Below are 21,771 nucleotides of genomic sequence, written 5' to 3'. Positions count from 1 at the left end.
CGTCTGGCGGGGCTGCAGGATAGCGGACACGGATTCCCGGGCGGGCGAGCCGTCGGGCAGCCTCGCGGGCAGGTCCACGGCGTTGCCGGTGGCGTAGACCCCGGGGCTCGGCAGCGGTGTCGCGCGCCCCCCCGCGCTGAAACGCTGCTGCGAGAGCTCTTTCTGGGTGACGCGCCGGTCGACGCGTTCACGGTGGGCGAGCACCATCGCGCCGAGGGCGGCGGTGATCAGCAGCGCGCTGGTCAGCTCGAACGCCCACAGATAGCGGATGAAGATCAGCTGCGCCAGCCCCTCGATATTGCCGCCGGCGTTGGCGGCTGAAAGGCCGGCGAACCCGGCGGCGGCGACATGCCCAATGCCCGCGATCAGGAGGATCCCGAAGCCGACACCGGTGACGATCGCCGCCATGCGTTGTCCGCGAAGCGTTTCCACCAGCGACTCGGCGGTATCGACGCCGATGAGCATCAGCACGAACAAGAACAGCATCATCACCGCGCCGGTGTAGACCACCACCTGCACCACCCCGAGGAACAGTGCGTCCTGCGCGATGTAAAAGACCGCCAGGATGATCATCGTCATCGCCAGGTAGATCGCTGAGTGGACCGCCTTGGCTGCCAGCACCATGCGCAGTGCCCCGACAACAGCGATGGTGCCGAGTGTCCAGAACAACACCGCTTCACCACCCGAGGTGCGAACCACGGTCTCGGCCAGCACGGACTGTGTCATCGCGTGGCCTCCGGCGTGCCGATTGTGCCGCGGTAGTAGTCCTCGTCCGTGCTACCGGGTGCCATCGGGTGCGGTGGCAGGATCATGCCTGGCTGGATGGGGGCGAGCAGTTTGTCCTTGCCGTAGATGAGATCTGCGCGGTTGTCATCGGCCATTTCGTAGTCGTTGGTCATGGTCAACGCTCGCGTCGGGCACGCCTCGATGCACAGCCCACATCCGATGCACCGTAGATAGTTGATCTGGTAGACGCGGCCGTAGCGTTCGCCCGGGGAGTAGCGCTCGTGTTCGGTGTTGTCGGCGCCCTCGACATAGATGGCGTCAGCCGGGCAGGCCCAGGCGCACAACTCGCAACCGATGCACTTCTCCAGCCCGTCGGAATACCGGTTGAGCTGGTGTCTGCCGTGATAGCGCGGCGCGACGGGTCCGGGTTGCTCCGGATACTGTTCGGTCACCGGCCGCTTGAACATGGTCGCGAACGTCACCCAGAATCCGGAGATGGCGTCGAGCAACTTAGGTGCGCCCATGGGGGACCTCCTGGCTGTTCGTTACAGGCGGAACGGGGAAATCGTGGTACGACGGCCCGGTTGGTTGGGCCGACGGGTTGGGGAGGTGCGGCGTGCTCCGTGTTCTTGCGGGGCTGAGCAGGCTGCGCATCGCCGCGAGCATCGCCGCGCAGACAACAATCCCGCTGACTGTCAGTGCGGCCCAGCTTAATTGGTGCTCGCCGGTGAACGCGGCACGTGCCGCGGCGGCGGTCATGACCCACAGCAAAGAGGCGGGGATCAGGACCTTCCAGCCCAGCGCCATGAACTGGTCGTAGCGCAGCCGAGGGAGGGTGGCGCGCAGCCACATGAAGACGAACAAGAACGTCCACACTTTGGCGGTGAACCACAGCAGTGGCCACCAGCCGGTATTGGCGCCGTCCCACATGTTGATCGGCCAGGGGGCGTGCCAGCCGCCCAGGAACAGGGTGGTGGCCAGCGCCGAGACGGTGGTCATGTTGACATATTCGGCGAGCATGAACATCGCGAACGTCAGCGAGGAGTACTCGGTGTGGAATCCGCCGACGAGTTCGCCCTCGGCTTCGGGGAGATCGAACGGCGCGCGGTTGGTTTCGCCGACCATCGCTGTCACGTACACCAGAAACGACGGCAGCAGCACGAAGGCATACCAGGCGCCTTGCTGGGCGGCGACGATACCCGAGGTGGACATGGTGCCGGCGTAGAGGAACACCGCGGCGAACGACAGGGCCATCGCGATCTCGTAGGAGATCACCTGCGCGGTGGAACGCAAACCGCCCAGCAAGGGGTAGATGGAGCCCGACGCCCAGCCGGCCAGCACGATGCCGTACACCCCGACCGAGGTGACCGCCAGAATGTAGAGCACCGCGACGGGCATGTCGGTCAACTGCAGCGGGGTTTGACGCCCCAACACCGACACCGCGGGGCCCATCGGGATCACCGCGAACGCCATGAACGCCGGAATCACCGAAATGATCGGTGCCAGCAGGTAGACACGCTTGTCCACCCCGGCGGGGATGATGCCCTCTTTGAGCGCCAGTTTGATTCCATCGGCCAGGGACTGCAGCAGCCCGCGCGGCCCGACCCGGTTCGGGCCGAACCGCATCTGCATCCGCCCGAGGATCTTGCGCTCGATCAGGATCGCCGCCAACACGGTCAGCAGGAGAAACACGAAGATCGCGACCGCTTTGGCGACCACCAGCCACCAGGGATCGCTGCCGAATCCGGTCATCGTTGCACCTCGATCGCCACCACGTCACCCGGTACCGCACCGAGTTGGTCGTGCACCCGGCAGCCGGGAGAGTTCAGCGGCAACCACACGACCCGGTCCGGCATCGCGGTGATGGCCAGCGGCAGCGTCACCGCACCTCGCCCGGTGCTCACCGTCACCGGTTCGCCGTCGCGCGCGCCGATCTCGCGGGCGGTCAGCGCCGACAGCCGCGCCACCGTCTGACGCGCGGTGCCCGCTAGATTGGGTTCGCCGTCCTGCAGGGAGCCGGCGTCCAGCAGCATCCGCCAACTCGCCAGGATCGCCTGACCGCTGGCCGGGCGGGCCGCCTGGCGCGTCGGCGCACCGCCGACGGCCGGACGCGGACCGTCCCACACGCCCAAGGTGGCGAGCTCGGCACGTGCGGTACCGGCGTCAGCCAGCCCCAGCTGCACCCCCATCTTCGCGGCGATCGCGTTGAGCGCCCGAAGGTCGGCCATGGCGGCGGTGTCGAGCGCGCCCGGGAATGGCCGCAGGCGGCCCTCCCAGTTGACGAACGTGCCGGACTTCTCGACCGTTGAGGCCACAGGCAGGACCACATCGGCGCGCTCGGTGACCTCGCTGCGGCGAAGTTCCAAACTCACGACGAACGGCGTGGCGTCCAGCGCGTGCCGGAATGCCACCGGGTCGGGCAAATCGCCTGCTTCGACCCCGCCGATCAGCAGCGCCCGCAACGCCCCCGAGCCGGCCGCATGGATGATGCCGGTGGTGTCGCGGCCCGGAATAGTAGGCAGCTCGGCACCGTTCCACGTCGACGCGACCTGATCGACGGCATCGCGGTGCCACACTACCCGGCCGCCGGGCAGCAGATTCGGTAGCGCACCGGCCTCCAGCGCACCACGCTCCCCGGCCCGCCGCGGTACCCACGCCAGCCGCGCACCGGTGTCGTCGGCCAGCTGGGCGGCCGCCGACAACGCGCCCGGGATGATCGAGAGGCGTTCGCCCACCATGATCACCGCACCGGGTTGACGCAACAATGCGGCGAGTCGGCCCGCAGCAGGGTCGGCCGACGGCGGGATCGGCCCGCCACGCACACCGTCGAGGATCGCGGGCTCATCACCGGGGACGGTCGGAAGTACCGTGGCGTCCATCTTGGCCAACCCGCGGGTCTGGAACGGAGCGAGGGAATAGATGCGCACTCCGCGGGTGCGCGCAGCCTTGCGCAATCGCAAGAAGACGATGGGTGATTCCTCTTCGGGCTCGAAGCCGGCGAGCAACACCACGGGGGCCGATTCCAGGCCCGCGTAGGTGACGTCAAGGAGCCGACCGGCGACGCGCGCGGCGAGGAAGTCGGCTTCTTCGGCGCTGTGCGCGCGTGCCCGGAAGTCGATATCGTTGCTGCGCAAGGCCAGACGGGTGAACTTGGCGTAGGCGTAGGCGTCCTCCAGTGTCGCTCGACCGCCGACCAGGACCCCCGCGCTTGCGCGGGCCGCGGAAAGCCCGCGCGCCGCTGCCGTCAAGGCCACCGACCAGGGCGCCGGCGCAAGCTTGCCGTCCTGGTCGCGGACCAGGGGGCTGGTGATCCGGTCGGGCTGGGTGGTGTAGGTGAATGCCCAGCGACCCTTGTCGCAGTTCCACTCCTCGTTGACCTGCGGATCGTCGCCGGCCAGGCGGCGCAGGACTTTTCCGCGCCGGTGGTCGGTGCGCTGCGCACACCCGGACGCGCAGTGCTCGCACACGCTGGGGCTGGACACCAGGTCAAAGGGCCGGGCCCGGAAGCGGTAGGCCGTGCCGGTGAGCGCACCGACGGGGCAGATCTGCACGGTGTTACCCGAGAAGTAGGAATCGAACGGCTCCTCGCTATATATGCCGACCTGCTGCAGCGCACCACGTTCGAGCAGCTCGATGAACGGGTCACCGGCGATCTGCTCGGAGAACCGGGTGCAGCGCGCACACAACACGCAGCGCTCACGATCCAGCAGCACCTGCGACGACAGGTTGATCGGCTTGGCGAAGGTCCGCTTGACGTCGACAAAGCGGGTTTCGGCGCGCCCGTTGGACATCGCCTGATTCTGCAGCGGGCATTCACCGCCCTTGTCGCACACCGGGCAGTCCAACGGATGGTTGATGAGCAGCAGTTCCATCACCCCCTGCTGCGCCTTGTCTGCGGCCTCCGACGTCAGCTGGGTGCGCACGACCATGTCGGGTGTGCACATGATGGTGCACGAGGCCATCGGCTTACGCTGACCGTCCACCTCGACCAGGCACTGCCGACACGCCCCCACGGGGGCGAGCAGCGGATGGTCACAGAACCTCGGGATCTGTACGCCGATCATCTCGGCGGCCCGAATCACCAGGGTGCCCTTCGGCACGCTGACATCCACGCCGTCGATGGTCAGATGCACCATCTCCACGGGCGGGACATCGCGAGTCGGTTCGATTGCCGTCATCTACACACCCACCGGCTCGGTGGCCATCACCGTCGAGGCGTGCGGATCGAACGGGCAGCCGCCGCCCACATGGGCCTCGTACTCGTCTCGGAAGTACGTGATCGATGAGACGATCGGGCTGGCTGCTCCATCTCCCAACGCGCAGAACGACTTACCGAAGATCGTGTCGGAGATGTCCAGCAGCTTGCCGATGTCGGCCTCGGTGCCGGCGCCCGTCTCGAGTCGTTCGTAGATCTGGGCGAGCCAGTAGGTACCTTCCCGGCAGGGCGTGCACTTGCCGCAGGACTCGTGGGCGTAGAACTGGGTCCAGCGCCGCACGGCGCGCACCACACAGGTGGTGTGGTCGAAGATCTGCAGCGCCTTGGTACCCAGCATCGATCCCACACTCTCCATGCCCTCGAAATCCAGTGGTACATCGAGGTGTTCGTCGGTCAGCAGCGGAGTGGAGGACCCGCCCGGGGTCCAGAACTTCAACCTGTGGCCGTTGCGCACCCCACCGGCATACGTCAAGAGTTCGCGTAGGGTGATTCCGAGCGGGGCCTCGTACTGGCCCGGCCTGTTGACGTGTCCTGACAGCGAATACAGCGTGAAGCCGGGCGAATCCTCGGTGCCCATCGACCGGAACCAGTCGACGCCGTTGAGCACGATCGCGGGCACGGATGCCAGTGATTCGACGTTGTTGACGACGGTCGGGCAGCCGTAGAGGCCCGACTCGGCCGGAAACGGGGGCCGCAGCCGGGGTTGTCCCCGCCTGCCCTCCAGCGAATCCAGCAGCGCCGTCTCCTCCCCGCAGATGTAGGCGCCCGCACCGGCATGCACCACCACCTCGAGGTCGTAGCCGGAACCGAGGATGTCGCGGCCCAGATATCCGGCCGCATAGGCCTCAGATACCGCCTCCTGCAAGCGGCATAGTGCGGGAATCACTTCGCCGCGAAGGTAAATGAACGCGTGGTGAGCCCGGATCGCGTACGCCGCGATGATCAATCCCTCAATCAGCATGTGCGGGGTGGCCATCATCAGCGGCATGTCCTTGCACGTGCCGGGTTCGGACTCGTCGGCGTTGACGACCAGGTAATGCGGCTTGACACCGGCGCCGGTGTCGTCTTGCGGGATGAAGGACCATTTGACCCCCGAGCGAAACCCCGCACCGCCGCGGCCGCGAAGCCCGGAGTCCTTGACCGTTGCGATCACCTCGTCGGGCTCCATCACCAGAGCTTTGTGCAGGGCGCGGTACCCGTCGTGGTCGCGGTAGGTGGCCAGCGTCCACGATTCGGGACGATCCCAGTAGCGGCTGAGAACCGGAGTCAGCGCCATGTCAATGCTCGCCTTCCACGGCCCTGGCGTGCATGTTGTGCTCGGCGGCGACACGTAACCCGGCCACGGTCGGTTCGCCGGCGGTGTGCACGGCGCGGTTGTCGGGAAACCCGGCCAGAAGGCGTTGCGTCTGGCGGAAGGTGCACAGCGGGGCGCGGCCGCGGGTGGGGCTGACCGGTGCGCCGGCGCGCAACGCATCGACGAGCTCGCGCGCCGAGGCCGGGGTCTGGTTGTCGAAGAACTCCCAGTTGACCATCACCACGGGTGCGTAGTCACAGGCGGCATTGCACTCGACGTGCTGCAGGGTGATTGTCCCGTCGGCGGTGGTCTCGTCGTTTCCCACGCCCAGATGATCCTTGAGCGCGTCGAAGATGTCGTCGCCGCCCATGATCGCGCACAGCGTGTTGGTACAGACCCCGACCAGGTAGTCACCCGTCGGGGTGCGCCGGTACATCGAGTAGAAGGTGGCCACCGCGGCGACCTGGGCACCGGTCAGACCGACCTGGTCCGCGCAGAACTGCACGCCGGCACGAGTCAGGCAGGTGTCCTCCGCCTGCACCAGGTGCAGCAGCGGCAGCAATGCTGAGCGGGGGTCGGGGTAGCGGCTGATGATCTCTTCGGCGTCGGTCTTGAGGCGGGCCAGTACCGCGGAGGGATAACTTTGCCGTCCCTGCAGGTGGCTGGATTCCTCCGGAGGCGGACCCAGCTGCAGAAAGATCTGTTCGCTCATCGGTCCACCCCGCCCATGACCGGGTCGATGGAGGCCACCGCCGAGATCGCGTCGGCGATCATGGCGCCCTCGCACATCGCCGCGACGGCTTGAAGGTTGGTGAAGGACGGGTCGCGGTAGTGCACCCGGTAGGGGCGGGTGCCGCCGTCGGAGACGATGTGCGCGCCGAGTTCGCCGCGCGGCGACTCGACCGCGACGTAGACCTGCCCGGGCGGGACCCGGATGCCTTCGGTGACGAGTTTGAAGTGATGGATGAGTCCCTCCATCGAGTGACCCATGATCTTGGCGATGTGCTCGGGGGAGTTGCCCAGCCCATCGGGTCCGAGCGACAGGTCGGCCGGCCAGGCCAGCTTCTTGTCGGCGATCATGACGGGGCCGGGCTGCAGCCGGTCGAGGCACTGTTCGACGATCTTGATCGATTCGCGCATCTCCTTGACCCGGATCAGGTAGCGGCCGTAGGCGTCGTGACCGTGGTCGGTGATGACGTCAAAGTCGTAGTTTTCATAACCGCAATAGGGCTGCGCACGGCGCAGATCGTGGGCCAGACCGGTGGAGCGAAGCACCGGACCTGTGACACCCAGTGCCATGCAGCCCGCGAGATCCAGGTAGCCGATCCCCTGGGTGCGGGCCTTCCAGATGTCGTTCTCGGTGAGCAGGTTCTCCAAGTCGCGCAGCCGTTTCGGCAGCAGCTTCAACAGATCCCGCAGCTGGGGAATCGCCTCGTCGGGCAGGTCGGCGACCAGCCCGCCGGGCCGGATGTAGGCGTGGTTCATCCGCAGCCCGGTGATGGTCTCGAACACCGACAGGATCTGCTCGCGTTCGCGGAACCCGTAGAACATCGCCGACATGGCGCCCAGTTCCATCCCGCCGGTGGCGATCGCGACCAGATGTGAGGAGATCCGGTTGAGTTCCATCATCATCACCCGGATGACGCTGGCTCGCTCGGGGATGGCGTTGGTGACGCCGAGCAGTTTCTCGACCCCCAGGCAGTAGACGGTTTCGTTGAAAAACGGTGAGAGGTAGTCCATTCGGGTCACGAACGTGACGCCCTGGGCCCAGGTGCGGTATTCGAGGTTCTTCTCGATGCCGGTGTGCAGGTAGCCGATGCCGCAGCGGGCCTCGGTGATGGTTTCGCCCTCGATCTCGAGGATCAGCCGCAGCACCCCGTGGGTGGAGGGGTGCTGCGGGCCCATGTTGACCACGATCCGCTCGCCGGGTTGTGCCTCGGCGGCAGCTGTGACCACCTGGTCCCAGTCTTGGCCGCCGACCATCACGACGGTGTCGGTGCCGCCCGCTTGCGGCGTGGTGCGGGATGTGCTCATCAGTTGTAGGCCCTCCGCTGATCGGGCGGCGGGATCTCGGCGCCGTGGTACTCCACCGCGATGCCGCCCAACGGGTAGTCCTTGCGTTGCGGATGTCCGTCCCAGTCATCGGGCATTTCGATGCGGGTCAGTGCGGGGTGGCCGTCGAAGATGATGCCGAAGAAGTCGTAGGTCTCCCGCTCGTGCCAGTCGACGGTCGGGTACACCGCAAACAGCGATGGGATGTGCGGGTCGGCGTCGGGTGCGGCGACCTCCAGCCGGATGCGGCGGTGGTGTGTGATCGACGTCAGCGGGTAGACGGCGTGCAGCTCGCGTCCGGTGTCGTGCGGGTAGTGCACGCCGCTGACCCCCAGACACAGCTCGAACCGCAGTCCCGGGTCGTCGCGCAGAGTCTGGGCCACAGCAGGCAGTTGCTCGCGCCGCACCTCCAGCGTGAGCTCGTCGCGGTCGACCACCACCCGTTCGATCGATGTGGCGTAGGAGTTGGGGCCGTCGTCCCCGATGGCCGCGATCAGCGCGTCGACGACGTCGTCGAAGTAGCCGCCGTACGGGCGCGGCGAGCTGCCGGGCAGCGCGACCGTACGCACGAGGCGGCCGTAACCTGATGTGTCGCCGGTGTCCTTGGCGCCGAACATGCCGCGGCGCACCCCGATCACTTCCGGGCGGCCGGCATCGCCGTTTCCGTTGGCGCTCATCGCAGCAGGCCTTTGAGCTCGATGGTGGGAGTGACCGCGAGCGCGGCCTGCTCGGCTTCGCGGATCGCCTCTTCGCGGTTGACGCCGAGCGGCATCTCGGCGATCTTGTCGTGCAGCTTGAGGATTGCGTGCAGCAGCATCTCGGGGCGCGGTGGGCATCCGGGCAGGTAGATGTCGACCGGGACGACGTGGTCGACGCCCTGGACGATCGCGTAGTTGTTGAACATCCCGCCGGACGAGGCGCACACCCCCATCGCCAGCACCCATTTCGGTTCGGCCATCTGGTCGTAGACCTGGCGCAGCACCGGCGCCATCTTCTGGCTGACCCGTCCGGCGACGATCATCAGGTCAGCCTGGCGGGGTGTCGCCGAGAACCGCTCCATGCCGAAGCGCGCGAGGTCGAATCTCGGTCCCGCTGTGGCCATCATCTCGATGGCGCAGCAGGCCAGTCCGAAGGTTGCGGGCCACAGGGAGCCCTTGCGAACGTAACCGGCGACCTTCTCCAGCGTGGACAGCAGGATGCCGCCGGGCAGCTTCTCCTCTAGTCCCATGACAGGCCTCCCCGCCGCCAGACGTACACGTAGGCCACGAACACGGTCAGGACGAACAGCAGCATCTCCACGAGCGCAAACAGCCCGAGACTGTCGAAGGCCACCGCCCACGGGTAGAGGAACACGATCTCGATGTCGAAGAGGATGAACAACATCGCCGTCACGTAGTACTTGATCGGGAATCGCACTCCGGTCACACTGCGGTCGCCGCTGCGCTGTCGACCGGCTGCCGTCCCGACCAGCGGTTCGATACCGCACTCGTAGGCCTGCAACTTCGACCGATTGAAGCGGCGCGGCCCGACCATCGTCGCCGTGATCACCGAGAAAACCGCAAACGCTGCGGCAAGCCCGCCCAGCACCAGAATCGGCAGGTACGGATTCATCGGGTGGCCTTTCGTTTTAGCATCAGTCCACGTTGGCCAATCGCTTGCCACGGTCAGCACCCCGACGTGGGGGAGCGGCAAGGGGATTCACGTGTAGCTAAACGACAGCTAGCATCCGCCAGATGAACCAATACGCCCCTGACTTCCGAGCGTATGCACCGCTTGAGGTGCTTGTGTACAGCAGCAACGCCACGACGAGGTCGCGCGTGGAGCAGGCCCTGGGCAGCGCCCCGGACAACAGCATTGCGCGACTGCGGTTTACCCACGCCGCGACCGAACCCGCGGTGATGCGCCACATCAGCCGTCAACCGATCGACCTGGTGATTCTCGACGGTGAAGCGTCACCAGCCGGCGGTCTGGGCGTCGCCCGGCAACTCAAAGATGAACTGCGGCAACATATTCCGATGGTTGCGCTGCTGGGTAGGGATCAAGACGTGTGGCTCGCGCGGTGGTCACGAGTGGACGGTGTCGTCATGCACCCGGTCGATCCCGTCGCGCTGGCGGACGCGGTTATTCCGTTGCTACGCCGGCGCATCGCTTCGTGAGAGCCGCCGCCGTTGGTGCATTCGGGATGTTCTGCGAGCCAACGGCGTTCGAAGTCGAGCACTCGGCGGTGTTCGAGAATCAGCCATGCGATGCCACCGGCGATGGCCATCACGCCGACAATGCCCGTCGTGAGCATCCAGTCGGTATGTCGGTATGCGGCCGCAGCCACGCAACCGACAATCGAGATCACGCCCAGGACGATCGACAGCAGTCCAGGCCAGGAATAGCCGTTGATGAACGATTCTCCGGTGTGTGGAAGCGTGGTCCGAAAGTGATCGGTCGGGTCGTGACGAGTCTGACGCATGACAACCTCCTCAGTAAGATACCGAAGAGGTAAATCCTGATGTCGTGCTCGCCCATCCCCCGCCTCGGTGATCTTTGGGGGTGAGTCACCCTACCTGGTCCCAGCCCAGTTCTCGGTGGGCGGCAAGGTGTTTGATCAGCAACTCCGTGGAGCCGGTGCACTGCGACTGGGTGACAATATGCCAGGGACGATCCAACGGTGTTCCCACAAGCGGCAATTCGACCAGATCACCGGCGTCGAGCTGACGCCGAACCGCCTGACGAGACACCAGTGTGACGCCCAGCCCGGCCACCGCTGCGGCCACCACCGCGCCGTGCGACCCCAAGACCATCTGGCGCGGCGCGATCTCCAGCTCCTCGAGCACCATCGCCATCGTGGCCCGGGTGCCTGAACCGGATTCGCGGACCAGCCAGGTGGCCTTTGCCGCGTCGAAGTGCTCGGCTAGCGATGGTTGCCCGATCACCACCAGCGTGTTGGGGCTGCGGGCCTGCACGCGAACGTAATCCACGTCGGCAGGCGGTCGCCCGGCCACGACAACGTCGACTTCGTGGCGGGTCAGCATCGGCCACACCGCGGTGCGGGGCCCCACATGCACCTTGCACTCCACGCCGGGGTGCGCTTCCTGGAAGGAGGCCAGCATCGTCGGGATCAGCAGCTCGCCGGCGGTGGTCACCGCGGCAAACCGGATGACGCCGTGCTCAGGCTCGGCTTCACCGCGTGCGGCGAGCACCGCCTCCTCATGTAGACCCAGTATCTGCCGCGCGTACTCCGAGTAGCGGACCCCGGCGGGAGTCAGCCGCACACCTCTGCCATGGCGGTCCACCAGCGCTACGCCGACCTCGGCGCTGAGGGTGGAAAGGGCAGAGGAGATCGCCGACTCTGTGACGAAGAGTCGCTCGGCGGCGCCGCGCACCGACCCGGTGTCGGCCACTTCGACCAACGATCGCAGCCTGACGTTGGTGGTCACGTGCCGGCCGCTTCGGATTGGTCGTCGAACACTCTGCTGGCGCGCAGCTCGGATGCCTCGATGGTGGTCAACTGCTCAAGACCGACCAGTGGCTGCGGGTCAGCCATCAACCGTCGAGCGTGGCGCAGCCGGGCGCGTTCCATCGCGTTACGGACGCTGCGCGCGTTGGCGAACCAGGGCTGGTGGATGCGCCGCTGCAGATACTCGTGCAGCGCGACCTGCGCGTCGTCGGACAGCCGATACCCCAATTGCCCAGTCATCAACGCGGCGATCTGCTGCAGTTCATCCACTGTGTAGTCGGGGAAGGTGATGTGGTGGGCGATTCGGCTTTGCATCCCGGGGTTGGCCGAGAAGAACCTGTCCATCTTGTCGGCGTACCCCGCCAGGATGACGACGAGATCGTCGCGGTTGTTCTCCATCACCTGCAGCAGAATCTCGATCGACTCCGATCCGTAATCACGTTCGTTTTCGATCTTGTACAAGTAGTAGGCCTCATCGATGAACAACACCCCGCCCATCGCGCGCTTGATCACGTCCTTGGTCTTGGGTGCGGTGTGCCCGACGTATTCGCCGACCAGGTCGTCTCGGGTGACACTGACCAGGTGACCGCGCCGCAGATAACCGAGTCGGTGCAGCAGCTCAGCCATCCGCAGCGCGACGGTGGTCTTGCCGGTGCCCGGGTTGCCGGTGAAACACATGTGCAGCGTGGGTTGTGGCGCGGTGATTCCGAAGCGGGCGCGAAGCTTATCCACGAGCAGCAGCGCAGCGATTTCGGCGATGCGGGTCTTGACCGGAGTCAACCCCACCAACTCGGTGTCGAGCTGTGCGAGGACTTCGTCGACGCCCGATTCGCGCCGAACTTCGGCGAGGTCGACCACCGCATCGGCGGGGAGGGGTTCGGGACCGGGCTCGGGTTGCAGCTGAGGCCCTGAGGAATCGCCGGGCTTGAAGCCGAACGAGTTATGGGCTGCCTGGGTTGTCGGAGAGGTCATCGTCGAACCTGAGGTGGCTCGGTCGTGGGCGGCGCGGTGCGGTACGCGGTCATGCCTCGAAATATTGCCACCGATTGGTAAACAGGTCTATTGAGAATCATCCTTTGTTAGTTAAGTAAAAGGTGTGGTTTCACTCCCCCCGCGGGATCCACCACCTTGGTGACCCGTGATCTGTGCTGCCCGCGATACGGTCGCGCCACCTGCCCCTACCTGCTGGAGGACAACCTGGCCGTGGACAAGCTTTTGAAGAAGTTGGAGCACTCGGTGATGGAGCAGTTGTGGCTCGCCGCGCAGCCCCAAGCGGTCGGTCAAATCCAGGAAGCGTTGGCCCCATCGTGGGAACTGGCCTACAACACGGTCTTGACCGTGCTGCGCCGGCTTGTCGACAAAGGCCTCGTGACACAGGATCGCGTCGGCCGGGCGCACCGCTATCGAGCAGTGGTGGGGCGCGACGAGTTCATCGCGACGGTGATGATCGACGCTTTGCATCAGCTACCAGGCCCCCGATGCCGCGCGGCCACACTGGCCCGCCTCGTCGCATGCCTGGGTTCGGCGGAGTTATCGGCGATGCGCCGGGCACTGGACGAACGCGAAGCCAAAACCGCCGAAACAAGCCGTAACAACTAGAACGACTTAAGGAGTGCGCCCCGTGACCATGGTCGAAGAAATCTCCGCCCTGACCCGGCCGAATCATCCCGACGACTGGTCCGAGCTGGACTCGGCCGCAGTGGACACTGCGCGGGTGTTGGCCGCCGATGCGGTGCAGAAGGTCGGCAACGGGCACCCGGGCACCGCGATGAGCCTGGCGCCGCTGGCGTACACGCTGTTTCAACGCCAGATGCGCCACGATCCCGGCGACGTCCATTGGATAGGCCGCGACCGCTTCGTGCTGTCGTGCGGGCACTCCAGCCTGACCCTGTACATCCAGCTGTACATGGGCGGCTTCGGACTTGAGCTCAGCGACATCGAGTCACTGCGCACCTGGAAGTCCAAGACTCCCGGCCATCCCGAATTCCGCCACACCGACGGCGTGGAAATCACCACAGGGCCCCTGGGTCAGGGCCTGGCTTCGGCCGTCGGGATGGCGATGGCGTCACGATATGAGCGCGGCCTGTTCGACCCCGACACGCCGCTCGGCCTGAGTCCCTTCGACCATTACATCTACGTCATCGCCTCCGACGGTGACATCGAGGAGGGCGTCACCAGCGAAGCGTCCTCGCTGGCCGGCACCCAGCAGCTCGGCAACCTGATCGTGTTCTATGACCGCAACCACATCTCGATCGAGCACGACACGAATATCGCGCTCTCCGAAGATGTTTCGGCCCGCTACCGCGCCTACGGCTGGCACGTGCAGGAGATCGAGGGCGGCGAGAACGTCGTGGCTATCGAGCAGGCCATCGTCGAGGCGAAAAAGGTCACCGACAAGCCCTCGTTCATCTCGGTCCGCACGATCATCGGCTATCCCGCCCCGACCAAGATGAACACTGGTGGCGTGCACGGCTCGGCGCTCGGCGACGAGGAAGTGGCCGCCGTCAAGAAGATCCTCGGCTTCGATCCCGAGAAGTCGTTCGAGGTGCGCGACGAGGTCATCGCCCACACCCGCAAGCTGCTCGACCGCGGCAAGGAAGCACACGCCAAGTGGCAGACCGACTTCGACGCGTGGGCCGAACGCGAGCCGGAACGCAAGAAGCTGCTCGACCGGCTTCTGGCGCAGGAACTTCCCGAGGGCTGGGACGCCGACCTGACCCACTGGGAGCCCGGCTCCAAGCCGGTGGCCACCCGCGCCGCCTTCGGCCAGGTGCTCAACGACGTCGCGCCCAACCTGCCCGAGCTGTGGGGCGGCTCCGCCGACTTGGCGGGCAGCAACAACACCACCATCAAGGGCGTGAACTCCTTTGGCCCTCCGTCCATTTCGACCAAGGAGTTCACCGCCGACTGGTACGGCCGGGTGCTGCACTTCGGGGTGCGCGAGCATGCGATGGGCGCGATCCTGTCCGGCATCGTGCTGCACGGGCCGACCCGCGCGTTCGGCGGCACCTTCCTGCAGTTCTCCGACTACATGCGTCCTGCGGTGCGGTTGGCTGCGCTGATGGACGTCGACACCATCTACATCTGGACCCACGACTCGATCGGCCTGGGTGAAGACGGCCCCACCCATCAGCCCGTCGAGCATCTGGCGGCGCTGCGGGCCATTCCGAACCTGTCGGTCGTGCGCCCGGGTGACGCGAATGAGACGGCCTACGCCTGGCGCAGTATCCTCGCGCGCGACAATGGCAGCGGCCCAGTGGGCTTCATGCTCACGCGCCAGGGTGTGCCGGTGTTGGAGGGTACGAGCGCCGAGGGGGTGGCTCGGGGCGGTTATGTGCTCGGCGGTGGCAATCCCGCCGACGATGCCGATGTGATCATCATTGCTACCGGCTCGGAACTCCAGCTGGCGGTCCAGGCGAAGAAGGTGTTGGCGGACAAGGAGATCACCGCTTACGTCGTGTCGATGCCGTGCGTTGAGTGGTTCGAATCGCAGCCCCGGGAATACCGGGATGCGGTGTTGCCCCCGGCTGTCTCGGCCCGTGTGGCGGTCGAGGCGGCGGTCGCGCAGAGCTGGTACAAGTTCGTCGGCGACACCGGCGAAATCGTGTCCATCGAGCACTACGGCGCCTCCGCCGACGACAAGACGTTGTTCCGCGAGTACGGGTTCACGCCCGAGGCCGTGGTGGCCGCTGCGCAGCGTTCCATTGACAAATAAGCAGACGACGGGCGCTCAGGACTCCTTGCCGTCGACCTCGTCATGAAGCGTTGACAGGGGGATGGTGACGGTGACGGCCGTGCCCGAACCGGGGCGCGAACGGATGTGCAGGCGTCCGCCGACGAGTTCGGCGCGCTCTGCCATCGACAGGAGCCCGTAGCCGCCCATCTCGTCGGCACCCAAGGGATGCTCGAAGGTGTTGAACCCGACGCCGTCGTCGACGATAGCCAGCGTGGCGGTGTCGTCAGCGACGGTGAACCGCAACTGCGCGGTCGTCGCGTGCGCGTGCTTGATCACATTTTGCAGGCATTCCTGCGCGATGCGGTACAACGCGAGTTCGATATGTTCGGGCAGCCGGGTATCGGCCAACTCCAGTTCCACGTCGATCTGGGGGATCGTGCGCGCAAGGCTGGCCAATCCGCCGGCCAGACCCAGATCGTCCAACACCGGTGGGCGCAGTCCGCTGATCGCCGCCCGCGCTTCCTGCAGCGTCAACGTGACCAACTCACGGGCCTCATCGAGCTGATCCGAGGCTTCGGCGTGATCAGTCGCCATGGCCTGCGCCGCCGCATCGAGCCGATACGACAGGGTGATCAGCCGCTGCGAGATGCCGTCATGGATATCGCCGGCCAGTCGGCGCCGCTCGATCTCCTGAGCCTCGATCACCTGCTCGACGAAGTTCTCGTGGGCGCGTTCACGGGCGACCAGTTGCCGATGCAGCCGCGCCTGGTGCAGTGCGCCGGCGATAAGCCGGCCGATCACACACAACAGATCGACGTCACGGGCGCTGAACTCGCGTCGTTGCACGGTATGCACCGCCAGCTCGCCAACCAGCCCACCGGGGTCGGTTTCCATCGGCACCGACACCATCGAGGTGAAGGTCTGCCCGTGCAACGGCTCGATCGGCAGGTAGCGCGGATCGGATTCCTTACCGTCGGTGATGACCACGGGTCGCCGATGGCTGGCTACCCAGCCGGAGATTCCCGATCCCAGAGGCAGTCGAACTTTGCCGACATGCCGGTCGAATGGGGGGGTGGCGCCGGCCAGAGTCAGTGAACGGTCACTGTCATCAAGTACATGCACGAAACACACATCGGTGCCGGTGGCCGCGGTGATCATGCGTGCCGCCGCGGCGGCAAGCGGCTCGACACCTGGCCCGCTGGATGCTGCCTGGATCAGCTCCCGCAGCAGCGCCAACTCGGCGTCCGCATCGACGAGATCACGGACCGCGGCCGGGTGCCTACTGGTCGGGCCCGGCAACGCTTCTCGCGTCACGGCCGGCGCCGGCGTGTCACTGATACGTGTCACTGATAGATGCCTTCGCGCAGCGCGGTTGCGACCGCGCTGGTGCGGTCGCTGACATCGAGTTTGCGGTAGATCGACCGCAGGTGGCTCTTGACGGTCTCGTCGCCGATCACCAGCTTGATGGCGATGGCGCGGTTGGACAGACCGGTCACCATGAACGACAGAATCTCGCTTTCGCGCTGCGTCAGACCATGCCGCGCGCCTGGCCAGAATTCGTTGCGCTGCATGCGGGCGGCGGTGTCCACCGCCCGAGCGGCCAGGGTGGGATCGATCGCCGTCTCGCCGTCGCGTACCCACTCGAGTTGGCGCACGAGGTCTTCACTGCTGATGCTCTTGAGCAGATATCCACTCGCGCCGACGCGTAGTGCCTGAAAGAGGTACTGCTCGTCGTCGTAGACGGACAGCATGACCACCTTGCGGTGCGGATCGCGCTGCCGCAGGGTACGACACAGGTCCAGGCCGCTGGAGCCCTGCATCCGGATGTCGCACAGCACCACATCGGGGTCGAGGCTGTCGACGACGCTGACCGCTTGGTCGGGGCCGATCGCCTGTCCAACGATGCGGATCCTGTTATGGAACCCGGTCAGCATCGCCTTGAGCCCCTCGATGACCATCTTGTGGTCATCGACCAGGACGACCCGCACCGGAGTTGTGACTGCCATCACCATATCCCCACGATAAGCGCCGTGTTTGCGCAAGTCACCCGACTTTGCGGGTTAGCGCGACAGATAACCCGATCAATCCCCCATGTCGGGGGAACCTACGCCGCGCCGCGGTTCCTAGCATCGTCGGCAACGAGAGGAAGCGTGAATGGATACGCGTGTGCCGTTGATGGTCGCGTCGGTGCTGCCGGGCGCCACCATCGGCGACGCCGCCCGCGCCGGCGCGCGGGTGTTCTGCGCGGGTTCGGCGCTGTTCAGCGGCCCGGGCACGATGGCCGACCGGGTTGCAGCACTGCGTGAGAGAGCCATCGAGGCGATCGGGAAGAAATGACCATCGCCGCGAGCCGCACGTCGAATCGCGAGGCGCTGACCGACGAGATCGATCGGATGGCGATCTCCACGATCCGATTCCTGGCCGCCGACACGGTGCCGTCGGCCAACAGCGGTCACCCCGGCCTGCCGCTCGGCGCGGCGCCGGCGGCGTGGACGCTGTGGTCGCGCCATCTGCGCCATGACCCCGCCGACCCGCGGTGGCCAGATCGAGATCGGTTCGTGCTTTCAGCCGGTCACGGTTCGGCACTGCAGTACGTTCTGCTTCATTTGTTCGGCTACGACCTACCCATGAGCGAGCTGCGACAGTTTCGCCAGCTGGGTTCACGCACCCCGGGCCACCCCGAGCACGGTCAGACCCCAGGCGTCGAGACAACCACCGGGCCCCTCGGTCAAGGCTTGGCGAATGCGGTCGGCATGGCGCTGGCCGAACGGATGCTCGCCGCGCGGTGCAACGTCGGCGAGCATTGTGTGGTCGACCATCGGACCTGGGTGCTGGCCGGTGACGGCGACCTTATGGAGGGGATCAGCCACGAGGCTGCTTCGCTGGCAGGCAGGTTGGGGCTGGGCAGGTTGACCGTCATGTTCGACGACAACAATGTCACCATCGACGGCCCGGCCGACCTCAGCTGCAGCGATGACGCGCTGGGTCGGTTCGCCGCATACGGGTGGCACACCCTGTCGGTTGAGGACGGCAATGACATCTCCGCCATCGACGAGGCGGTTGCCGAAGCATGCGACGTGGAATCGGCGCCCACCTTCATCCGGCTGCGCACCACCATCGGCTACGGCGCGCCCGGTGTCGAGGGCACCTCCAAGGCTCACGGTAGCCCCTTGGGTGCTGACACGATCGCTGCGATGCGCAGGCGCTTCAACTGGCCCGAGACCCCCTTCTTCGTGCCCGCCGACGTCACGTCGATCACCAGGGCACTGGCGGCCGAAGGCGCCGAGGCGCGTGCTGATTGGATCAACCGCTACGCCACATGGGCGGCGGACCACCCGCAGCTGGCCGTTGATTTTCCGCTGGATCGCGTGCCCGCGCCGGCTGACATGGCTGCGCTGCGGCCGCTGCAGAAAAAACCTCCGGCGGGCAAGACCGCGACCAGGAAAGCCTCCGGTGCCGCGCTCAACGCGCTGGCCGGTACGTATCCGGCGCTGATCGGCGGGTCTGCCGACCTTGCCGGATCGACGAATACGACCATCTTGGGCGGCGACGTGAGCAACCAGCACTACAGCGGGCGCACCATCCATTTCGGTATCCGTGAGCATGCCATGGCCGCGGCGCTCAACGGCATCGCACTGCACGGGGGTCTGCGGCCGTTCGGCAGCACCTTCCTGGTGTTCTCCGACTATCTGCGGCCCGCATTGCGGTTGTCCGCGCTGATGCGCCAACCGGTCATCTACATCTTCACCCACGATTCAGTGCACGTCGGCGAGGACGGGCCGACCCATCAGCCGATCGAGCATATTGAATCCTTGCGGCTGATACCGGGATTGACGGTGCTGCGACCCGCCGACGCCGCCGAGACGGCGCTGGCCTGGGAGATCGCCGCTACCAACACCTCCGGGCCGACCGCGCTGGTCTTGACCCGGCAGAACCTTCCGGCCCTGGGGGGTGGGCCCCTCGCCGATATCCGCGATCACGGCTGCCGTGTGGCGCGCGGCGATGCGCAGGGGGCCGATGTGGTGTTGGCTGCCAGCGGATCCGAGGTCGCCTTGGCGATCGAGGCCGCCGACCTGTTGGCTGACCGCGGGGTCGCTGCGACCGTCGTCTCGGTCATGTGGCGCGAACAACTCGAGGAGTCGTTGTCGTCGGGGCGCCATCCGCTGCCCGATGTCCCGGTGGTGTGGGCGGAGGCCGGGGTGCCGACCGGGTGGCGCGGCATTGCCGGTGACCGCGACCAGGTCATCGGTGTGGGCCGTTTCGGTGAAAGCGGCCCCGCAGCGCAGGTTGCCGCCCATCTCGGCTTGACCCCGGTCGCCCTGGCCAACGCGGCCCTCACCACGCTGCGACGGGCTGTCAGCTGGGGATGAGTCGTCGTGCCTGACAAGAGCCTGCGGATCAGTCGCGCCAGCACCAGCGCTCGGCGCCGGCCGATGATGCTGGGCGTGGCAGGGGATAACGCGGCGGGCAAGACCACCCTCACCGCAGGTCTGGTCGAGGCGCTGGGTGCGCGGCGGTGTCTGTCGTTTTCCGCTGACGACTACCACCGATTCGACCGCGCCGAGCGGCGCGGCATGAAACTCACTCCGTCACACCCGGATTGCAACTACATCGATATCTTCGAACAACACCTGCAGTTGCTGGCGACCGGCCAACCGGTGCTCAAGCCGGTTTATGACCACTCGATAGGCGAGCTGACGCGGCCCGAGCGCGTCGAGCCCCGCGACTTCGTCATCGTCCACGGACTCCTTCCGCTGCACAGCCGGCTGGCCAGGGCATGCTTTGATGTCACCGTCTTCGTCGACCCGGCTGAAGACCTCAGGCGAACCTGGAGAATGCGACGCGACACCACGACTCGTGGCTACAGCACCGACCAGCTCACCGCCGAAATGGCCGCAGCCGACACCGAGTCGACACAATTCGTCCAGCCCCAGCGCGCCCACGCAGACATCGTCGTACGGTTCGCGTCGATCGCCGAGCGCGATGACCCGCCGGACACGCCCCCGTCCGCCGAGCTGCTGCTGCGCCCCACGATTCGCCACCCCGACCTGACCGACGTTCTTCAGTCGGAGATAACACCGACGATCCATCTGCGCCTCGTACGCGACGATGACGGCATACCCGTTGATAGTGTGCACATTCACGGCTACACATCGGCTGAGGAGAACGCCGCCGCGGAGAAGCTGATCTGGGAGGCACTGGGAGACCCGCGTACCGCGATACCGGAAAGTCTTGGAGTCCTAGGGCCCGGCCAGCACAGCACACCGCTGGCCATCACACAAATGATCCTTTTCCACCACCTCACTCAAGGGACCCACTAACCGAATGACCGGATCGGACGCGAATTGGCCGCTGCGCGCCGTGATCTTCGACGTCGACGGCACCCTGGCTGACACCGAACGCGATGGGCACCGGCCGGCGTTCAACACGGCGTTCGCCGCCCACGGGATCGACATCAGCTGGGACGCTGAAGAATACGGACATCTCCTGAAGACTCCCGGCGGCCGCCAGCGCATCGCCGCAGACCTGCGTTCGCGCGGACATTCTGAAGGCGATGCCGAAACCCTTGCTGCCCAACTGCATCGGACGAAGACGCAGATCTTCCGAGAGTCGGTTCTCGCCGGCGAGATTCAGCCGCGTCCCGGTCTCGTCGAATTTGTGGCCGGCCTTACCGAGGCGGGCATCCGCATCGCCGTCGCGACGACCGGGCGCAGGGCTTGGGTCGAACCTCTGGTGCATCACCTCCTCGGCGAGGGAACCGTCGAAGTGATGGTGACAGGTGACGATGTGAGTCGGCTCAAACCTGATCCGGAAGTCTATCTGCGCGCCTTGAACCAACTCCGGATCACCTCGAAATCAGCACTGGCAGTCGAGGATTCGCAGCTCGGGCTACAGGCGGCGGTCGACGCGAACCTGGCAACCGTGGTCGTCACGACAAACTACACCAGCGGACAAGACTTCACCGGCGCCGCCCTCGTGCAGTCGGGCTACGACGGTGAAAGTCCACTGACAGCCGCAATATGCCGACAAACACACCGAAGATGGTGGTCAGCATAGCCTACGACAGGGTCGTTTCGAGTTCGAGTGGGAACTCGGCTGTGAGATGTTCCCCTTTCTCGCGCGCCGGTGTCGGCGAAAAGCTCACTGGCGCATCAACTTGCATGGTTGTGAACAAGCAGTCATATGCCGACGGCACAATGAACGATGGGCCCGCCAGTTTGATCGTGCTTCGGACCATTGTGCCCACTGAAAAGCAGATCATCGACCAACCCTCCGGCCGACTAGCCTCGATCTTTCACCTGGCGCTCGATTGAGGTTCTTTGTGGGTGCAGGTGAGTGGTTGTGATGCTGGGCGGCCT

General features: G+C 66.0%; 22 protein-coding genes. 7 read left to right on the top strand and 15 right to left on the bottom strand.

Annotated elements, in window-relative coordinates; genetic code table 11:
- The 10 genes from CQY20_RS28325 to CQY20_RS28280 all read right to left on the bottom strand — a co-directional run.
- Positions 1–726, bottom strand: a 726-nt coding sequence (locus CQY20_RS28325; RefSeq protein WP_097943805.1) for an NADH-quinone oxidoreductase subunit J, incomplete at its 3' end; no start/stop codon positions are given.
- Complete coding sequence (nuoI, locus tag CQY20_RS28320; protein ID WP_097943803.1) at positions 723–1,250, bottom strand: NADH-quinone oxidoreductase subunit NuoI; 528 nt, start codon at positions 1,248–1,250, stop codon at positions 723–725. The genes nuoI and CQY20_RS28325, both read right to left, overlap by 4 nt.
- A complete protein-coding gene (nuoH, locus tag CQY20_RS28315) occupies positions 1,237–2,478 on the bottom strand; it encodes an NADH-quinone oxidoreductase subunit NuoH (protein WP_097943801.1) in 1,242 nt (413 codons plus the stop codon). The genes nuoI and nuoH overlap by 14 nt, the downstream gene beginning before the upstream one ends.
- Positions 2,475–4,904 carry an NADH-quinone oxidoreductase subunit G gene (locus CQY20_RS28310; RefSeq protein WP_097943799.1) on the bottom strand — a complete coding sequence of 810 codons (2,430 nt, stop codon included), beginning with the start codon at positions 4,902–4,904 and terminating at the stop codon, positions 2,475–2,477. The genes nuoH and CQY20_RS28310 overlap by 4 nt, the downstream gene beginning before the upstream one ends.
- Complete coding sequence (gene nuoF / locus CQY20_RS28305; RefSeq protein ID WP_097943797.1) at positions 4,905–6,218, bottom strand: NADH-quinone oxidoreductase subunit NuoF; 1,314 nt, start codon at positions 6,216–6,218, stop codon at positions 4,905–4,907. It lies immediately after the preceding gene.
- 1 nt (position 6,219) lies between these two features.
- Positions 6,220–6,948, bottom strand: coding sequence for an NADH-quinone oxidoreductase subunit NuoE (gene nuoE, locus CQY20_RS28300; RefSeq protein ID WP_097943795.1), 729 nt, complete (start codon positions 6,946–6,948; stop codon positions 6,220–6,222).
- A complete protein-coding gene (gene nuoD, locus CQY20_RS28295; RefSeq protein WP_097943793.1) occupies positions 6,945–8,270 on the bottom strand; it encodes an NADH dehydrogenase (quinone) subunit D in 1,326 nt (441 codons plus the stop codon). Before nuoD ends, nuoE begins: the two co-directional genes overlap by 4 nt.
- Positions 8,270–8,965, bottom strand: coding sequence for an NADH-quinone oxidoreductase subunit C (locus CQY20_RS28290; protein ID WP_097943791.1), 696 nt, complete (start codon positions 8,963–8,965; stop codon positions 8,270–8,272). Before CQY20_RS28290 ends, nuoD begins: the two co-directional genes overlap by 1 nt.
- Positions 8,962–9,516: a NuoB/complex I 20 kDa subunit family protein gene (locus tag CQY20_RS28285; RefSeq protein ID WP_097943789.1), complete on the bottom strand. Its 555-nt coding sequence runs from the start codon at positions 9,514–9,516 to the stop codon at positions 8,962–8,964. Before CQY20_RS28285 ends, CQY20_RS28290 begins: the two co-directional genes overlap by 4 nt.
- Positions 9,507–9,899 (bottom strand): NADH-quinone oxidoreductase subunit A, encoded by a 393-nt coding sequence (locus CQY20_RS28280; protein ID WP_097943787.1) that lies wholly within the window; start codon positions 9,897–9,899, stop codon positions 9,507–9,509. Before CQY20_RS28280 ends, CQY20_RS28285 begins: the two co-directional genes overlap by 10 nt.
- Positions 9,900–10,021: 122 nt before the next feature.
- Between CQY20_RS28280 and CQY20_RS28275 the strand changes: the two genes are divergently transcribed.
- The gene (locus CQY20_RS28275; protein ID WP_097943785.1) at positions 10,022–10,444 is read left to right on the top strand and encodes a PleD family two-component system response regulator; all 423 of its coding nucleotides are present in this window, start codon (positions 10,022–10,024) and stop codon (positions 10,442–10,444) included.
- On the opposite strand, the gene usfY is transcribed toward CQY20_RS28275, so the two are convergent.
- The 3 genes from usfY to cbbX form a co-directional block, all read right to left on the bottom strand.
- The gene (gene usfY / locus CQY20_RS36020; protein WP_272938839.1) at positions 10,327–10,749 is read right to left on the bottom strand and encodes a protein UsfY; all 423 of its coding nucleotides are present in this window, start codon (positions 10,747–10,749) and stop codon (positions 10,327–10,329) included. The two genes, CQY20_RS28275 and usfY, sit on opposite strands and share 118 nt — an antisense overlap.
- A gap of 85 nt (positions 10,750–10,834) precedes the next feature.
- Positions 10,835–11,716, bottom strand: coding sequence for a LysR family transcriptional regulator (locus CQY20_RS28270; protein ID WP_097943783.1), 882 nt, complete (start codon positions 11,714–11,716; stop codon positions 10,835–10,837).
- Positions 11,713–12,708 carry a CbbX protein gene (gene cbbX, locus CQY20_RS28265; RefSeq protein ID WP_097943781.1) on the bottom strand — a complete coding sequence of 332 codons (996 nt, stop codon included), beginning with the start codon at positions 12,706–12,708 and terminating at the stop codon, positions 11,713–11,715. Before cbbX ends, CQY20_RS28270 begins: the two co-directional genes overlap by 4 nt.
- A 159-nt stretch (positions 12,709–12,867) precedes the next feature.
- Between cbbX and CQY20_RS28260 the strand changes: the two genes are divergently transcribed.
- Complete coding sequence (locus CQY20_RS28260; RefSeq protein WP_234816451.1) at positions 12,868–13,335, top strand: BlaI/MecI/CopY family transcriptional regulator; 468 nt, start codon at positions 12,868–12,870, stop codon at positions 13,333–13,335.
- 22 nt (positions 13,336–13,357) lie between these two features.
- Complete coding sequence (tkt, locus tag CQY20_RS28255; RefSeq protein ID WP_097943779.1) at positions 13,358–15,451, top strand: transketolase; 2,094 nt, start codon at positions 13,358–13,360, stop codon at positions 15,449–15,451.
- Between the two features lie 15 nt (positions 15,452–15,466).
- Here tkt (CQY20_RS28255) and CQY20_RS28250 read toward each other — a convergent pair whose 3' ends face one another.
- Together CQY20_RS28250 and CQY20_RS28245 are read right to left on the bottom strand one after the other, a co-directional pair.
- Positions 15,467–16,711, bottom strand: a complete 1,245-nt coding sequence (locus CQY20_RS28250; RefSeq protein ID WP_097943809.1) for a GAF domain-containing sensor histidine kinase — start codon at positions 16,709–16,711, stop codon at positions 15,467–15,469.
- A 44-nt stretch (positions 16,712–16,755) separates the two neighbouring features.
- Positions 16,756–17,418, bottom strand: coding sequence for a response regulator (locus CQY20_RS28245; RefSeq protein WP_097943807.1), 663 nt, complete (start codon positions 17,416–17,418; stop codon positions 16,756–16,758).
- A gap of 148 nt (positions 17,419–17,566) precedes the next feature.
- On the opposite strand from CQY20_RS28245, the gene CQY20_RS28240 reads away from it, so the two are divergent.
- The 4 genes from CQY20_RS28240 to CQY20_RS28225 are packed head-to-tail and all read left to right on the top strand — an operon-like array spanning position 17,567 to position 21,469.
- Positions 17,567–17,749 carry a hypothetical protein gene (locus CQY20_RS28240; RefSeq protein WP_097943777.1) on the top strand — a complete coding sequence of 61 codons (183 nt, stop codon included), beginning with the start codon at positions 17,567–17,569 and terminating at the stop codon, positions 17,747–17,749.
- Entirely contained in the window at positions 17,746–19,782 is a 2,037-nt protein-coding gene (tkt, locus tag CQY20_RS28235) for a transketolase (protein ID WP_097943775.1), read from the top strand. Before CQY20_RS28240 ends, tkt (CQY20_RS28235) begins: the two co-directional genes overlap by 4 nt.
- A gap of 6 nt (positions 19,783–19,788) precedes the next feature.
- The gene (locus CQY20_RS28230; RefSeq protein ID WP_097943773.1) at positions 19,789–20,733 is read left to right on the top strand and encodes a phosphoribulokinase; all 945 of its coding nucleotides are present in this window, start codon (positions 19,789–19,791) and stop codon (positions 20,731–20,733) included.
- Between the two features lie 40 nt (positions 20,734–20,773).
- On the top strand, positions 20,774–21,469 hold the full coding sequence (locus tag CQY20_RS28225; protein WP_207767332.1) for an HAD family hydrolase: 696 nt from the start codon (positions 20,774–20,776) through the stop codon (positions 21,467–21,469).
- The last annotated feature ends 302 nt before the right edge of the window (positions 21,470–21,771 follow it).

The sequence above is a fragment of the Mycolicibacterium agri genome (assembly GCF_002553505.1).
GTDB lineage: Bacteria > Actinomycetota > Actinomycetes > Mycobacteriales > Mycobacteriaceae > Mycobacterium > Mycobacterium agri.
This window is presented reverse-complemented; position numbering and strand designations above follow the sequence as displayed.

Coding starts and splice junctions, on each gene's coding strand:
- nuoI (WP_097943803.1), bottom strand. CDS start 1,250: ATGGGCGCACCTAAGTTGCTCGACGCCATCTCCGGATTCTGGGTGACG.
- nuoH (WP_097943801.1), bottom strand. CDS start 2,478: ATGACCGGATTCGGCAGCGATCCCTGGTGGCTGGTGGTCGCCAAAGCG.
- CQY20_RS28310 (WP_097943799.1), bottom strand. CDS start 4,904: ATGACGGCAATCGAACCGACTCGCGATGTCCCGCCCGTGGAGATGGTG.
- nuoF (WP_097943797.1), bottom strand. CDS start 6,218: ATGGCGCTGACTCCGGTTCTCAGCCGCTACTGGGATCGTCCCGAATCG.
- nuoE (WP_097943795.1), bottom strand. CDS start 6,948: ATGAGCGAACAGATCTTTCTGCAGCTGGGTCCGCCTCCGGAGGAATCC.
- nuoD (WP_097943793.1), bottom strand. CDS start 8,270: ATGAGCACATCCCGCACCACGCCGCAAGCGGGCGGCACCGACACCGTC.
- CQY20_RS28290 (WP_097943791.1), bottom strand. CDS start 8,965: ATGAGCGCCAACGGAAACGGCGATGCCGGCCGCCCGGAAGTGATCGGG.
- CQY20_RS28285 (WP_097943789.1), bottom strand. CDS start 9,516: ATGGGACTAGAGGAGAAGCTGCCCGGCGGCATCCTGCTGTCCACGCTG.
- CQY20_RS28280 (WP_097943787.1), bottom strand. CDS start 9,899: ATGAATCCGTACCTGCCGATTCTGGTGCTGGGCGGGCTTGCCGCAGCG.
- CQY20_RS28275 (WP_097943785.1), top strand. CDS start 10,022: ATGAACCAATACGCCCCTGACTTCCGAGCGTATGCACCGCTTGAGGTG.
- usfY (WP_272938839.1), bottom strand. CDS start 10,749: ATGCGTCAGACTCGTCACGACCCGACCGATCACTTTCGGACCACGCTT.
- cbbX (WP_097943781.1), bottom strand. CDS start 12,708: ATGACCTCTCCGACAACCCAGGCAGCCCATAACTCGTTCGGCTTCAAG.
- CQY20_RS28245 (WP_097943807.1), bottom strand. CDS start 17,418: ATGGCAGTCACAACTCCGGTGCGGGTCGTCCTGGTCGATGACCACAAG.
- CQY20_RS28240 (WP_097943777.1), top strand. CDS start 17,567: ATGGATACGCGTGTGCCGTTGATGGTCGCGTCGGTGCTGCCGGGCGCC.
- tkt (WP_097943775.1), top strand. CDS start 17,746: ATGACCATCGCCGCGAGCCGCACGTCGAATCGCGAGGCGCTGACCGAC.